Source organism: Nocardioides szechwanensis, from assembly GCF_900103935.1.
Lineage (GTDB): Bacteria > Actinomycetota > Actinomycetes > Propionibacteriales > Nocardioidaceae > Nocardioides > Nocardioides szechwanensis.
Genome location: NZ_FNIC01000001.1, coordinates 532,239 through 546,288 on the forward strand (window position 1 = coordinate 532,239; position 14,050 = coordinate 546,288).

General features: G+C 71.1%; 14 protein-coding genes. 10 read left to right on the plus strand and 4 right to left on the minus strand.

Annotated elements, in window-relative coordinates; all coding sequences use genetic code 11:
* Positions 1 to 27: 27 nt before the first annotated feature.
* Complete coding sequence (locus BLR90_RS02570) at positions 28 to 399, plus strand: hypothetical protein (protein WP_091022269.1); 372 nt, start codon at positions 28 to 30, stop codon at positions 397 to 399.
* A 14-nt stretch (positions 400 to 413) separates the two neighbouring features.
* Here the strand turns inward: BLR90_RS02570 and BLR90_RS02575 are convergent, their stop codons facing one another.
* Entirely contained in the window at positions 414 to 1,397 is a 984-nt protein-coding gene (locus BLR90_RS02575) for a glycosyl hydrolase family 18 protein (RefSeq protein WP_091022271.1), read from the minus strand.
* Between the two features lie 213 nt (positions 1,398 to 1,610).
* Positions 1,611 to 2,606: a helix-turn-helix transcriptional regulator gene (locus tag BLR90_RS02580; RefSeq protein ID WP_091022273.1), complete on the minus strand. Its 996-nt coding sequence runs from the start codon at positions 2,604 to 2,606 to the stop codon at positions 1,611 to 1,613.
* A gap of 111 nt (positions 2,607 to 2,717) precedes the next feature.
* Between BLR90_RS02580 and BLR90_RS02585 the strand changes: the two genes are divergently transcribed.
* The 9 genes from BLR90_RS02585 to BLR90_RS02625 all read left to right on the plus strand — a co-directional run bounded on the left by BLR90_RS02585 (position 2,718) and on the right by BLR90_RS02625 (position 11,788).
* The gene (locus tag BLR90_RS02585; protein ID WP_091022275.1) at positions 2,718 to 3,671 is read left to right on the plus strand and encodes an alpha/beta fold hydrolase; all 954 of its coding nucleotides are present in this window, start codon (positions 2,718 to 2,720) and stop codon (positions 3,669 to 3,671) included.
* A 107-nt stretch (positions 3,672 to 3,778) separates the two neighbouring features.
* Positions 3,779 to 4,201 (plus strand): NUDIX domain-containing protein, encoded by a 423-nt coding sequence (locus BLR90_RS02590; RefSeq protein ID WP_091022277.1) that lies wholly within the window; start codon positions 3,779 to 3,781, stop codon positions 4,199 to 4,201.
* On the plus strand, positions 4,198 to 5,133 hold the full coding sequence (locus BLR90_RS02595) for an SMP-30/gluconolactonase/LRE family protein (protein ID WP_091022279.1): 936 nt from the start codon (positions 4,198 to 4,200) through the stop codon (positions 5,131 to 5,133). Before BLR90_RS02590 ends, BLR90_RS02595 begins: the two co-directional genes overlap by 4 nt.
* Positions 5,134 to 5,162: 29 nt before the next feature.
* A complete protein-coding gene (dxs, locus tag BLR90_RS02600; RefSeq protein WP_091022281.1) occupies positions 5,163 to 7,067 on the plus strand; it encodes a 1-deoxy-D-xylulose-5-phosphate synthase in 1,905 nt (634 codons plus the stop codon).
* Complete coding sequence (locus BLR90_RS02605; RefSeq protein WP_091022283.1) at positions 7,048 to 8,433, plus strand: hypothetical protein; 1,386 nt, start codon at positions 7,048 to 7,050, stop codon at positions 8,431 to 8,433. Before dxs ends, BLR90_RS02605 begins: the two co-directional genes overlap by 20 nt.
* A 118-nt stretch (positions 8,434 to 8,551) precedes the next feature.
* Entirely contained in the window at positions 8,552 to 9,505 is a 954-nt protein-coding gene (locus tag BLR90_RS02610) for a PAC2 family protein (RefSeq protein WP_245715116.1), read from the plus strand.
* A 23-nt stretch (positions 9,506 to 9,528) separates the two neighbouring features.
* Entirely contained in the window at positions 9,529 to 10,383 is an 855-nt protein-coding gene (locus BLR90_RS02615) for an acyl-CoA thioesterase (RefSeq protein WP_307725092.1), read from the plus strand.
* Entirely contained in the window at positions 10,380 to 11,264 is an 885-nt protein-coding gene (locus BLR90_RS02620; protein WP_091022285.1) for an acyl-CoA thioesterase, read from the plus strand. The genes BLR90_RS02615 and BLR90_RS02620 overlap by 4 nt, the downstream gene beginning before the upstream one ends.
* Before the next feature lie 47 nt (positions 11,265 to 11,311).
* Positions 11,312 to 11,788 carry a hypothetical protein gene (locus BLR90_RS02625; protein ID WP_091022287.1) on the plus strand — a complete coding sequence of 159 codons (477 nt, stop codon included), beginning with the start codon at positions 11,312 to 11,314 and terminating at the stop codon, positions 11,786 to 11,788.
* A 10-nt stretch (positions 11,789 to 11,798) separates the two neighbouring features.
* On the opposite strand, the gene BLR90_RS02630 is transcribed toward BLR90_RS02625, so the two are convergent.
* Together BLR90_RS02630 and BLR90_RS02635 are read right to left on the minus strand one after the other, a co-directional pair.
* Positions 11,799 to 12,644, minus strand: coding sequence for a MaoC/PaaZ C-terminal domain-containing protein (locus BLR90_RS02630; protein ID WP_091022289.1), 846 nt, complete (start codon positions 12,642 to 12,644; stop codon positions 11,799 to 11,801).
* Between the two features lies 1 nt (position 12,645).
* The gene (locus BLR90_RS02635) at positions 12,646 to 13,980 is read right to left on the minus strand and encodes a 3-oxoacyl-ACP reductase (protein ID WP_091022291.1); all 1,335 of its coding nucleotides are present in this window, start codon (positions 13,978 to 13,980) and stop codon (positions 12,646 to 12,648) included.
* Positions 13,981 to 14,050 lie beyond the last annotated feature (70 nt).

The window sequence follows — 14,050 nt, forward strand, 5'->3', positions numbered from 1 at the left end:
GAACAGGTGTTCGAGTAACCTCAGGGGATGACCCCCTGCGTCGCTCCGCCCGGTTGGCCCGCGCAGGTGCGCCCGCCGGACGCCCCCGACTGGGAGCGGACCGCGGCCAGCTGGCTGCTCGACCTGTGCCCGGCCGACTACCGCGGCTACCCCGGGCTGCGTCGCCACGTGGTGGTGCTCGCCCGCTTCGCGGTGCTGTACGTCGAGGCCGGCCAGGCGGCCTGTCGTCGCGGCCTGAGCGAGGCGCGGGCCGACCTGCGCGAGGTCGCCTCCGACGAGGTCATCGACGCCGCGATCCAGACCTTCCAGCTCGAGGAGTCGCGGCTGCTCGGCATCCGCCGGGCGGTCGGGCTGGTCGAGGAGGCGCTGCGGGGCCGGCGCTACGTCGCCCGCCTCTAGCTGCCCTCGGAGCCTCAGGGCAGGGTGTCGGCCGAGCCGAGCCGCCACAGCGCGAGGCCGTGCAGCCCGCGCTGTGCCGCCAGCTCCGCACGCAGGTCCCACGAGCGGCCGTCGGACCACCAGAGCACGGTGCCGTTGGAGAGCCGCGCGCTCCACTCGCCGTACGCCTCGTGCCACACGGCGCGGGCGCCGTCGGTCCTCACGAGCCGGCGGGCGGAGGCGACGGTGAGCGAGCGACCGGTGCCCTCCTGTGGCCAGCTGTAGCCGTAGCCGGCCACCCCGAGGTCGAGCCGGTCGGCGGGCACCGCCTGGCGGGCCGCGGCGATCGCCTGGCGCTGCCACTTCAGGGGCCCGATCGGCCCGGGCTCGGACCAGGTCGGTCCGTGCATGTCGTAGGCCATCAGCACCACGACGTCCGCGGCGCGTCCGATGGCGCGCAGCCGGTAGCCGTGGGCCCGGTAGGCCTTCAGGGTGGTCGAGGCGCTGACGTCGATCGAGACCGTCCTCTTCGGCGGCATCAGCTCCTGGAGCCGCCTCAGCAGGCGCACCAGCCCGTCGGCGTCCGCCTGGCGGACGCGCTCGAGGTCGACGTTGACGCCGTCCCAGCCCTGGCGGCGTACGAAGCCGGCGACCCGGCGCGCGACCCGGTCGGTCTTGGCCGGGCTGCGCAGCATCCGACTGGCAGCGCGCGGGTCGAAGGCCTCGAGGGCGTTGCTGTAGTTGCTCAGCAGCAGCTCGGCGCGCAGGCCCTGGTCGTCGGCGGTCCCGAGCAGGCGGCGCAGGTCGCGGTTGGGCGCCGCCACGCCCGCGCCGTCGGGGGTGATCCCGATGCCGGCGACCGTCAGGGTCGTCAGTGCGTGGGCGTTCTTCTCCACGAGCCGGTTGTAGGCGCTCCCGAGCGCGAAGCCGGTGACGTCGCTGTCGGCGCTCGCCGGGGCGGACAACCCGCCGACCAGCACCGACGCGAGCAGGGGAGCGACGAGGCGCAGCCGAGACATGCGCCCACCCTGGCACGGCTAAGTGCGTTCCTTCACGACGTTGTTGACACGTCGGGACTCTGCCGGCGGCGCTGGCGGTACTTCACAGGGCCCTCGACTGCCTCCGCCGTGACGCCGACCTGCTCGCCAATCCACTCGTAGGCGCCCCCAGCGGCATGGAGTTGCGCTGCGATCTCGCGGCGGTGCCGAGACTCAGTGCGGGCACCGGCGCGGTCATCTGTCCACTGATGTCGTCGCGGTCATGGTCGATGCTGGTGTGAGGTGGGCGCCGAGGCGCTTGACGGCGTACGCGAGGTCGGCGGGTTCGATCACGCGCACGGATGTGGTGAGAGCGATGCGGGCGACCGTCATGGCCAGCCGCCCATGGTCCTCGCCACGGATCTGGATCACCGTGGCCCCGGTCGTGGTCTCGACCACCCCGTGGTCCACCCACCGGAGCACGTCAGTGAGGTCGTCGAGCTCGGCGCCCAGGGTGAGGGTGGCGACCCGCTCACGGGGGATCGAGCCAATGGCGCGGGCGACGTACGCTGCCGCGTCGCCGCCGGGGATCTCGCGGGGCGTGAAGCGACCCGAAGTCGCCCAGGGGCGCGCGAGTCGGTCGAGCCGGAAGGTGCGCCAGTCGTCGCGGTCCCGGTCCCACGCAAGGAGGTACCATCGGCGGCCGGCCGTGACGAGCCGATGCGGCTCGACCAGGCGTCGAGTGTCGATGCCCTCGCCGGGGCGGTAGTCGAAGCGTGCTAATTCATGGTCGCGGCACGCCGCGGCAAGCGCGCTGAGCAGATCTGGGTCGACCAGGTCCTGCCCGGTGGGCGACGGCACGGACGTGACGCTGGAGTGCAGTGCCGCCACCCGCCTGCGAAGTCGATGTGGCAGCAGGCTCTCGATCTTGGTGAGGGCGCGCAGCGACGTTTCCTCCATGCCGTCGATGGCGGCGACGGCCGCAAGGCGGAGCCCCACCGCGAGCGCGACGGCCTCGTCATCGTCGACCATGAGCGGCGGCATGTGCGCTCCGGACTCCAGGCGATATCCCCCGTACCTGCCCGAGGTGGCGGCGACGGGATAGCCGAGCTCCCGGAGACGGTCCAAGTCGCGGCGCACCGTCCGCTCGGTCACGTCGAGGCGCTCGGCGAGCTCCGCACAGCGCCAGAACCGGTGGGTCTGGAGCAGCGAGAGCAGCGTGAGCGCGCGCCCGGTGGGGTCAGCCGACATGTTCCCAGTCTGCCCGGTATCGCGGACAGTTCCTGTCCGCGATGGCTTCTACGGTCACATCGACCGACCGCCACACCGCGCGCATCGGCACGTCACTGAAAGGACAACGCAGTGTCAGACACCATCGACTTTGCCCAACCGAGCATGATCGCCGTCAACGGCATTGAGCTCGAAGTCTTCGAGGCCGGGCAGGAGAACGTCGGCAATCCCATCATCCTCTGCCACGGCTGGCCGGAGCTGGCCTTCTCGTGGCGCCATCAGATGGGTGCGCTCGCCGACGCCGGCTACCACGTCATCGCCCCCAACCAGCGCGGCTACGGCAAGTCGTCCCGCCCCGCCGAGGTCTCCGACTACGACATCTCGCATCTCTGCGGCGACCTCGTCGGCCTCCTGGATCACTTCGGATACGAGGACGCCACGTTCGTGGGCCACGACTGGGGCGCAAACGTGGTGTGGAGCGCAGCCGTGCTGCATCCCACCCGGGTGAACAAGGTGATCGCGCTCAGCGTGCCGTACATGGAGCGCGGTGAGGTGCCACCCCTCGCGTTCATCGAGGCGATCGTCGGCAGCGACTCCTACTTCGTCCACTTCAACCGCCAGCCCGGGGTGGCCGACGCCGTGTTCGACGCGAACGCGCGCCAGTTCCTGTGCAACCTCTACCGCAAGAACGAGCCCGCGGCCGAGCCGGAGCCGGGCATGCCGCTGATCAACCTCGCACACGCCGAGACTCCACGCGGCGACCCTGTGATGAGCGACGGCGAGCTGGCGGTGTTCGTTGACGCGTTCGAGGCGTCGGGCTTCACTCCCAGCGTGAACTGGTACCGCAACGTGGACCGCAACTGGGAGCTGATGGAAGATGTCGACCCGATTGTCCGCCAGCAGGCGCTGATGATCTACGGCGCACGTGACACGGTCATGAGGGCGCCGAACCTTGAGGCGTTCGTACCGCGCGTCGAGGTCGTGGAGCTGAACTGTGGCCACTGGATCCAGCAGGAGCTGCCGGAAGCGGCCACTCGCCTGATTCTCGAATGGCTCCAGCGGCAGGATGTCGCCGACAAGTCGTAACCGGATTCGGCGGGCATCGGCACTCGCCTCGGTGTCCTCGGATACGAGTCCACGCTGTTCGATCTGCTGTGAACAACCTCATGAAGAGGAACAGCTAGCCTCACCGGATGCATCACTTCGCGAGCGTCGCCCTGGTCGACCGTCGTGGCTGGGTCCTGCTCCAGGAGCGCGACGGTCACCCGCGGATCGACCCTGAGAAGTGGGGCTTTCCCGGCGGGCACCGCGAGGCCGGCGAGAGCTACGAGCAGACCGCCTACCGCGAGCTGGCCGAGGAGACAGGGGTCCGGCTCGCGCTCGGCACCCTCGAGCTGTACGGCGAGTTCCAGTTCTTCAGCGAGGCGTGCGGGGAGACCGACGCGTTCCAGCTCTTCGTGGCCGGCACCGACGTCACCGAGGTCGAGTGCCACGAAGGGCGGCAGATGGTCTTCGTGGACCCCGAGGTCGCGGTCGGGCTCGACCTGACGGTCTCGGCGCGCCTGGTGCTGGCGAACTTCCTTGTCTCGCCGTTGTACGCGAGGGTGTGCGCATGACCTTCTCAGTGATCCCCGTGCCCGGCTCCGGCGCCGAGGACGTGGTGGTGGCGACCAGCGGTCCCGACGAAGGTGCGGTCTTCACCGGCACCGAGGACGGCGCGATCTTCCGGGTCAGCCACGACGGCCGCAAGGTCGACCGGGTCGCCGACACCGGTGGACGGCCCCTCGGCATCGAGCTCGACGTCGACGGCCGGCTGCTGGTCTGCGACGCCCGCCGCGGCCTGCTGCGGGTCGACACCGCCAGCGGAGCCGTCGAGGCGGTCACCGACAGCGTCAACGGCACCAAGATGGTCTTCTGCAACAACGCGGCCGTGGCCTCCGACGGCACCGTGTGGTTCTCCGACTCCTCCACGAAGTACGGCATCGACCAGTGGAAGGACGACTTCGTCCAGAACACCCGCACCGGTCGGCTGATGAAGCTCTCGACCGACGGCACCATCGAGGTGGTCCTCGACGGGCTGGCCTTCGCCAACGGCGTCGCGCTGTCGGCCGCCGAGGACTTCGTCTGCGTTGCCGAGACCGGCGCGCGGACCGTCGTACGCCGCTGGCTCACCGGCAACCGCGCCGGGATGCGTGACCTGCTCTGCCAGGGCCTGCCCGGCTATCCCGACAACATCGCGCGCGGCACCGACGGCTTGATCTGGATCACCATCGCCAGCCCGATCGACCCGCTGGTGGAACGGCTGCAGACCGGTCCGATGCCGTTGCGCAAGCTGGTGACCAAGATCCCCGAGCGGCTGCAGCCCAAGCCCAAGCAGACCGTCCGGGTCCAGGCCTACGACGAGACCGGCGTGCTCGTGCACGACATCGACGTGCGGCCCGCCGACCACGGCGCGGCGTACCACATGGTCACCGGAGTGCGCGAGCACGACGGCCGCGTGTGGATGGGGAGCCTCCACGAGCCGGCCGTGGCCGTGCTGGATCGGTGACCGGACCCGCAACCCGTAAACTCGCCGACATGAGTGTCCTCGAGTCGATCGCCGGGCCGCGCGACCTGCGTGGCCTGTCCGACGACCAGCTGACGACGCTGGCCGCGGAGATCCGTGACCTGCTCGTCCGGTCGTGCTCGCGGGTCGGCGGCCACCTCGGCCCCAACCTGGGCGTCGTCGAGCTCACGCTCGCGATCCACCGTGTCTTCGACTCGCCGCGCGACCGGGTGGTCTTCGACACCGGCCACCAGGCCTACGTCCACAAGATGCTCACCGGGCGCGCCGAGGACTTCTCCGGGCTGCGCACCGAGGGCGGCCTCAGCGGCTACCCGAGCCAGACCGAGTCTCCCCACGACATCGTCGAGAACTCCCACGCGTCCACCGCGCTGAGCTACGCCGACGGCATCGCCAAGGCCTACGCCATCCGTGGCGAGGACCGCCACACGGTCGCCGTGATCGGCGACGGCGCCCTCACCGGCGGCATGGCCTGGGAGGCCCTCAACAACATCGCGATCGCCCGCGACTCCCGCCTGGTGATCGTGGTCAACGACAACGGCCGCTCCTACACACCCACCATCGGCGGCCTCGCGACCGCGCTCACCGCGCTGCGGACCAACCCGCGCTACGAGCAGGTGCTCGACCAGGTGAAGCGGCGCCTCAACGCGGTCCCCGGCGTCGGCCCCGCGGCGTACGACGCCCTCCACGCGGTCAAGAAGGGCCTCAAGGACGCGCTGGCGCCCCAGGGTCTCTTCGAGGACCTCGGGCTCAAGTACGTCGGTCCGGTCGACGGCCACGACCTCCAGGCCATGGAGCACGCGCTGGCGCAGGCCAAGCGCTTCGGAGGTCCGGTGATCGTCCACGCGCTCACCCACAAGGGGTTCGGCTACGACGCGGCAGAGCGGCACGAGGCCGACCAGTTCCACTCGCCCCAGCCGTTCGACATCGAGACCGGCGAGGAGAAGGTCCGCGGCCAGATCTGGACCGACGTCTTCTCCGACGAGATGCTCCAGATCGGCGCCCGCCGCAAGGACGTCGTCGCGATGACGGCGGCGATGATGCACCCGGTGGGCCTCGACGCCTTCCAGGCGCGGTTCCCCGAGCGCACCTTCGACGTCGGGATCGCCGAGCAGCACGCCGCGACGTCGGCGGCCGGCCTCGCGATCGGCGGTCTGCACCCGGTGGTCGCGATCTACGCGACCTTCCTCAACCGTGCCTTCGACCAGGTCCTGATGGACGTCGCACTGCACAAGTGCGGCGTCACGTTCGTGCTCGACCGGGCCGGCGTCACCGGTGACGACGGCGCCAGCCACAACGGCATGTGGGACATGTCGATCCTCCAGGTCGTGCCTGGGCTCCGGCTGGCCGCGCCGCGCGACGCGACCCGCCTGCGTGAGCTGCTCAACGAGGCCGTCGAGGTCAGCGACGCACCGACCGTGGTCCGGTTCCCCAAGGGCCCGCCGCCCACCGACATCCCGACCCACACCAAGGCCGGCGGTGCCGACGTCCTGGTCCGACGCGGTCCGCTGGACGTGCTCGTCGTGGCCGTGGGCTCGATGGCGACCGTGGCGGTCGACGTGGCCGAACGCCTCGACGCGCAGGGGATCGGCGTCACCGTCGTCGACCCGCGCTGGGTCAAGCCGGTCGATCCCGCGATCGTCGAGCTGGCCGGACAGCACCGGCTGGTCGTGAGCGTGGAGGACAACGGCCGGATCGGCGGCTGCGGGGCGGTGCTCCTGCAGGCGCTCAACGACGCCGGGGTCACCACGCCTTACCGCCTGCACGGGATCCCGCAGGAGTTCCTCGGCCACGCCAAGCGGGCCGCGATCCTCGAGCGGGTCGGCCTCGACGCGCAGTCGCTGGCCCGCGGGATCGTCGAAGACATGACGGCCCTCACCGAGGGCAGAGCCGTGGTCGATGTCGACCATCGCGGCTGAGCGTCCTGGGGAGGAACGCTCAGCCATCAAGAGTCTCGCTCTCGGGATCGTGTGCTGCCTGGCGCTCGCCGGGTGCTCCGAGCCGCTCACCAACGACCCCCCACCGCCCGACGACGGCGCCTCCTCGGCGCTGCCGTCCACTGCCGCCGTACCGCCCGACCTGCTCCAGGCGTTCCGGCGACTCCTGGACCGACGCGCCGCCGCCCTGCTCGAGGGCGACGCGGTCGCCTTCCGCGCCGGGATCGCGAAGGGCAACCCCGACTTCGTCGCGCAGCAGCTCGACTACCTCGACAGCCTGAGCCAGCTGCCGCTGGGGGAGCTCACCTACGAGGTCGACCGGGGGAGCCTGCTGCGCCAGGGCGACGACTACTGGGTCGCCGTCGACCTGGGGCTCCAGCTCGAGGGCTACGACGCCGTCCCGGTGCACGCCCCCGACCGCTACCGGTTCTCCCCGTCGCGGCGCGACCCGGAGCGTTTCGTGCTGAGCTCCGTGACCGATGCGGAGTGGGAGGAGCGCAACGACGTGCAGCCCCAGCCCTGGGACCTCGGACGGATCGAGGTGCGCGAGGGCGTAGGGGTGCTGGGGATCTTCGACGAGGGGAGCCTCGGGGCGTCGGAGCGGCTGGTGTCGTCGGTGGAGCGTGGGGTCTCCGACGTCAGGGCGCTGGTGCCGTACCCGTGGGACGCCTCGGTGGTGGTCTACGCGCTGTCCGACCCGGAGTTCCTCGGCACCGTCGACGACCTGCCCGGCGGTGATCCCGAGACCCTCGACGGCGTCAGCTTCCCGGTGCCGGCGGGTCCGGGCAGCGAGGAGCTCGCCTCGACGAGGTTCGTGCTCAACCCGCGGATGCTGGGCCGGGCCGGCCCGGAGCGCGACCGCCTGGTGCGCCACGAGCTCACCCACGTCGCCATGGCCGGCCACGACACGCATGCCCCGGTGTGGCTGAGCGAGGGGCTCGCCGAGTACGTCTCGGTCCGCCCGATGGCGCCCGAGGACCGGCGCGTCGACCAGGCCGCGATCGACCTGGCCGAGGCCGGCGTCGACGCCCTGCCCGAGGACTCGACGTTCAACGACGCCGGCTCCGCCGCCAACTACGGCCTCGCCTGGTGGGCGTGCGAGTACGTCGCGGCCACCTACGGCGAGTCCGCGCTGTGGTCGCTGCTCGACTACGTCAACGTGCCCGGCTCCGACCCCGGCAAGCGGATGCAGATGGCGATCGGGCTCAACTCCCGGCAGTTGGCGCGCAAGGGCGCCCGGCTGCTGATCGCGACCTTCGACCCGGAGTTTCTCGAGCCCACCCCCAGCCCGAGTCCCACGCCGACCCCGACGCCGACCGGCTCGCCCAGCGCCTCCCCGGCGGGGTGACAGCTGGCTAGTAGTGGGCTGGCGGTGTGCCGATAGTGGCCGGGGCGCCGGTGTGGGTGGTGTCACGCCGAGCACGGTCCGCCGTACGACGCGACCGGGGTGGGCATATCGTTCCCCCGTGACCCCCGAACCCCGACTCGTCCACATCGTCGACGATGTCCCCGAGCTCGACGAGACGTCGGACCTGACCATGGTCGCGGTCCTCGACGGGTTCCTCGACGCCGGGAACGCCGCGGCGATCGCGAGCCGGTTCCTCGTGCAGCTGACCGAGGGCCGTGAGGGCAAGGGCGCCGGGCCGGTCGTGGCGACCTTCGACGTCGACCAGTTCCACGACTACCGCGCCCGTCGGCCGGCGATGTCGTTCGTGCGTGACCACTACGAGGCCTACGACGCGCCGCGGCTCGTCGTACGCCTGCTCCACGACTCCGGCGGCACGCCCTACCTGCTCCTGCAGGGGCCGGAGCCGGACAACCGCTGGGAGGCCTTCGCCCGGGCCGTGCGCGCGGTCGTCGAGCGCTTCGGCGTCACCCGCGTGGTGAGCATGGGCTCGGTGCCGATGGCGGTGCCGCACACGCGTCCGGTCGCGATCACCCACCACGCCAGCCGCCCTGAGCTGCTGACCGGCGAGAGCCCGTGGCGCGGCGAGCTGCGGATCCCGAGCAGCGCGCAGTCCCTGCTCGAGGTGCGGCTGGGGGAGTGGGACCACGACGCCCTCGGCTTCGTCGCGCACATCCCGCACTACCTCGCACAGATGGACTATCCGCGGGCCGCGCTCGCGCTGCTCGAGAACGTCGAGCGGGCCGGTCGGCTCACGCTCGACCTGTCCGACGTACGCAGCGAGGCCGACGAGCGCGAGGACGAGATCGCGCGCTACCTGTCGGCCAACGAGGAGGTCGCCGAGGTCGTCGACGCGCTCGAGCGGCAGTACGACTCGTTCGAGCTGGCCGAGGAGTCCGGCAACAGCCTGCTCGCCGCAGACGAGCCACTGCCGACGGGTGAAGAGATCGGGCAGCAGTTCGAGCAGTTCCTCGCCGGGCTCGAGGGTCCCGACGACCAACCGGGCGCCCCCTAGTGCCGCGTAACGCCGAGGAGCTCGTGCAGCTCCTCGACGTCGAGCAGCTCGACCTCGACCTGTTCCGCGGACAGCAGATGCCGTCGGTGCTGCCGCGCGTGTTCGGAGGGCAGGCGGCCGCGCAGGCGCTGGTCGCCGCCAGCCGCACCGTCGACCCGGCGTACGTCGTGCACTCGCTGCACTCCTACTTCCTCCAGCCCGGCGACACCGAGGCGCCGACCGTCTTCGACGTCGACAACCTGCGGGACGGGCGGTCCTTCGCGACCCGGCGTGTGGTGGCGCGCCAGCACGGGCGACCGATCTACGCGATGACGGCCAACTTCCAGCGGGCGGAGGAGGGCTTCGACCACGCGGAGCCGATGCCCGAGGCGATCTCGCCGGAGGACGCGATCGACGCCCGCGCGGCGAGCCGGGCGCTCGACCCCGACCGCGACTCGGCGATGGACTCCGAGTGGGACGTCGTCGACTTCCGCTACGTCGGCAACTCCGCGGACGGCCTGCTGCCCCCCGAGGACGCGGCCACCGCGCGCCAGCGCTTCTGGCTGCGGGTCTCCTCGAAGCTGCCCGACGACCCGTTCTGGCACGTCGCGGCGTTCACCTACCTCTCCGACATGACGCTCATGGGCGCGGCGCTGGCGCCGCACGGCGTCCGGATGGGCGGACCCGAGATGCTGATCGCGTCACTCGACCACTCGATCTGGTTCCACCGGCCGTTCCGGGCCGACGAGTGGTGGCTCTACGACCAGGTCTCCCCGTCGGCGTCCGGGGGCCGCGGGCTGGTGCTCGCCAAGGTCTACACCCAGGACGGGACGCTGGTGGCGACCGTCGCGCAGGAGGCGCTGCTGCGCCGCCGTACCCCGTCGGAAGGAAGCCCGTGACCTCGTCAGCAGCCCAGGAGCTGGTCGGCCTGCTCGACCTCGAGACCATCGACAAGGACCTCTTCCGCGGGTCCCAGCCGGACTCCGCGCGGGCGCGCGTGTACGGCGGTCAGGTGGCGGCGCAGGCGATGATCGCCGGGGCGCGGACCGTCGAGCCCGACTATGCGCTGCACTCGCTGCACTCGTACTTCCTGCTGCCCGGTGACTACCAGGTTCCGATCATCTACGACGTCGAGCGGATCCGGGACGGGCGGTCGTTCAACACGCGGCGGGTGGTGGCGCGGCAGCACGGCCGGCCGATCTACTACCAGACCCTCAACTTCCAGCGGCCCGAGGAGGGCTACTCCCACCAGGACGCCATGCCCGCCGTCGGGACGCCCGAGGAGGGCTTCGACCTGGTCGACCTGATGCGGGCCCGCGGCAACGAGGAGGCCGACGCGCTCGGCAAGGAGTGGGCCGCGCTCGACGTGCGCTACCTCGGCAACTCGCGCACCGGTCTGCCGAAGGACCCCGACCACCCGGCGCAGGCGCGGATGTGGATCCGGATCAACGGCGAGATGGGCGACGACCCCCTCGAGCACCTGGCGCTGTTCACCTACGCCAGCGACGTCAGTCTGCTCGGTGTGTCCCTCACGGCGCACGACGCCAACCCGGCGACGACACAGATGGCCTCGCTCGACCACACGATCTGGTTCCACCGACCGTTCCGGGCCGACGAGTGGTGGCTCTACGACCAGTGGTCGCCGTCAGCCAGCGGAGGCCGCGGGCTCTCGCTCGGTCGGGTCTTCCAGCAGGACGGGACCTTGGTCGCGACCGTGGCGCAGGAGGGTCTGATCCGGCCGCGCCGGGACAAGACCGCCGGGCCTGGTCTGTCTGCCTGAGACACAAAGACGTGGTGCGAGGGGTTGGGGGGTGCCACGATCGGCCCGTGCCTACCTCGTCCGAGACGCCTCAGGGTGAGCCGTCGCGCTACGGCTGGTTCGTCGTCGACCGGGCTGGCGAGCGGCACTACTCCGGGGGAGGGTCGACCACGCCGTACCCGCCGCCTCCGAAGCCGGCCAAGCCGATGACGATCCGCATGTTCGTCGACGACGTCTCCGGCGTCGGGCTGTGGCCCGACCTGGCGTGGGACTATCCGGGCTCGCCGTTCGAGGACCTCTTCGACGACGAGCTCGAGAACACCCTGCCCATCTCGCGCGAGCTGCGGGACAGCATCAGGGCGTGGGTCGACGAGTACACCGACTCCTTCGAGACCCCCATGGGCGTTGCCTGGCACGTGGAGCATGACCGGCGCGGGCTGCGGCTGAGCCAACAGCTACGCGCCGAGCTCGACAGCTCCGCGTTTCGTGTGCGGTACCTCGCCGACACCCAGACCGTTCGTCGGGAGCTGCGAGGCGGCTCCTGAGTGAGGGGCCTCAGAGCGCGGTGGTGACCCCCGCGAGGTGCGGGGCGCCGCTCCGGGGGCTGCTCAGGGAGAACGCGAAGCCGTCGTTGGTCGGCTTCGAGCCGAACGCCACGGAGCCGGGCAGCAGAATCGGCTTCTTGAACGCGACCTCCACGCGGACCGCGTTGGGCAGCCGGTTCTCGAGGGCGCCGACGCACCGAGCCTTGCTCCACATGCCGTGCGCGATCTGGCGGGGGAAGCCCAGCGCCTTCGCCGTGAGCAGGTAGAGGTGGATCGGGTTGTGGTCGCCCGACACCGCGGCGTAGCGCCGGCCCAGGTCGGCAGGCAGCTGCCAGACGGTTCCGGTCGGCGCGGCCTCGGGGAACGTCGTACCGGGGGAAGCGTCGTCGTCGCCCTTGCCGCGACGCAGGAACGTCGAGGTCTCCTCCCAGACCAGCTCGCCGCGCGAGTGGATGGTCGTGACCATGTCGAAGACCCGGCCCTTGGTGTGGGGGCGGAGGTGCTCGACGTGGGCGGTGACCTGGAGCTGCTCGGTGACGGCGATGGGCCGGTGCTGGGTGATGGAGTTCTCGAGGTGGACGGTCCCGATCGCGGGGAACGGGAACGCCGTGTCGGTCATGATCTCCATGTGCAGCCCGAACGCCAGCAGGTGCGGGTAGGTCAGCGGAAGCGTGTCCTTGCGGGGGAAGCCGCACAGGGCGGCGTACGCCGCGGCGTGGGCGACGTCGACCGGGACGTCGTGACGCGTCAGCGACAGGTCGGGCAGGTCTGTGCCGCTCTTGCGGATGCCCGGCAGGAGGTTGACGACCGGGATGGACGGGAGCGCCGCCTTGACCAGGACCGGGAGGCCGTCCATGTCAGGCCCCCAGCATCATCTGGCCGCAGACACGCACGACGTTGCCGTTGACTGCGGTGGACGCGGGGTTGGCGTACCAGGCGATCGTCTCGGCGACGTCGACCGGCAGGCCGCCCTGCGACATGGCGTTGAGGCGCTGGCCGACCTCGCGGGTGGCGAACGGCACGGCGGCGGTCATCTGCGTGATGATGAAGCCGGGCGCGACGGCGTTGATGGTGATGCCGTCCGTCAGCTCGTCGGCCAGTGAGTCGACGAAGCCGATGACGCCGGCCTTGGAGGCGGCGTAGTTGGTCTGGCCGACGTTGCCGGCGATGCCTGCGATGCTCGCGACGCCGACGATCGAGCCGCCCTTGTTGACGACGCCCTGGTCGATCAGCTCGCGGGTGATCAGCTCGGGTGCGGTCAGGTTGACGGCGATCACGGACTCCCAGCGGGGCTCGTCCATGTTGGCGAGCTTCTTGTCCCGGGTGATGCCGGCGTTGTGGACGACGACGTCGACCCCGCCGTGCTTCTCCTTGAGGTGGTGGGCGATCCGCTGCGGGGCGTCCTTGCCGGTGATGTCGAGGGTCAGCCAGTCACCGTCGAGCTCCTTCATGAGCGACTGCAGCTCGCTCGCGGCCTGGGGCACGTCGACGCCGACGACGGTCGCGCCGTCGCGGTGGAGCACGCGGGCGATCTGCTCGCCGATGCCACGGCTGGCGCCGGTGACCAGGGCGACCTTGCCGGTCAGGGGGCGGGTCCAGTCGGTGACCTCGGGCGCGTCCGTGGTCCCGTGGGCGCCGATGCGGACGACCTGGCCGGAGACGTAGGCGGACTTGGGGGAGAGCAGGAAGCCCAGGGTGCTGGTGGCCGCGCCCTCGGCGCCCTCGGCCACGTAGACCAGCTGCACGGTGCCGCCGCGGCCGATCTCCTTGCCGAGGCTGCGGGTGAAGCCCTCGAGCGCGCGCTGGGCGACCCGCTCGGGGCCCTCGAGGAGCTCAGGGGGAGTGCCGAGCACGACGACGCGGGGGCACGACTCCAGGCTGCGCATGACGGGGGTGAAGAAGTCGCGCAGTGCCACGAGGTCGGCGCTCGTCGTGATCCCGGTCGCGTCGAAGACGAGGCCCTTGAACCGCTCGCCGTCCCCGGCCGCCTCGGCGGAGGCGATGCCGAGGGTGTCGAGCAGGCCAGGGAGGGACTCGGCGAGGCGGCCGCGGCCACCGACGAGGACGGTGCCGTCGACCAGGGGTGCGCCGTCGACGTACCGCTCCAGCTTCATCGGAGCGGGCAGGCTGAGGTTCTTGACCAGCAGCTTGCCGATGGGGGTCTGCGTGAAGCCCTGGTAGCGGTCGCTCATGGGGTGCTGTCCTCCGTGGAGTCGTGGGTGCTTTGGAACATGTAACTGCAGGTGTAACTCGGAGTCCACA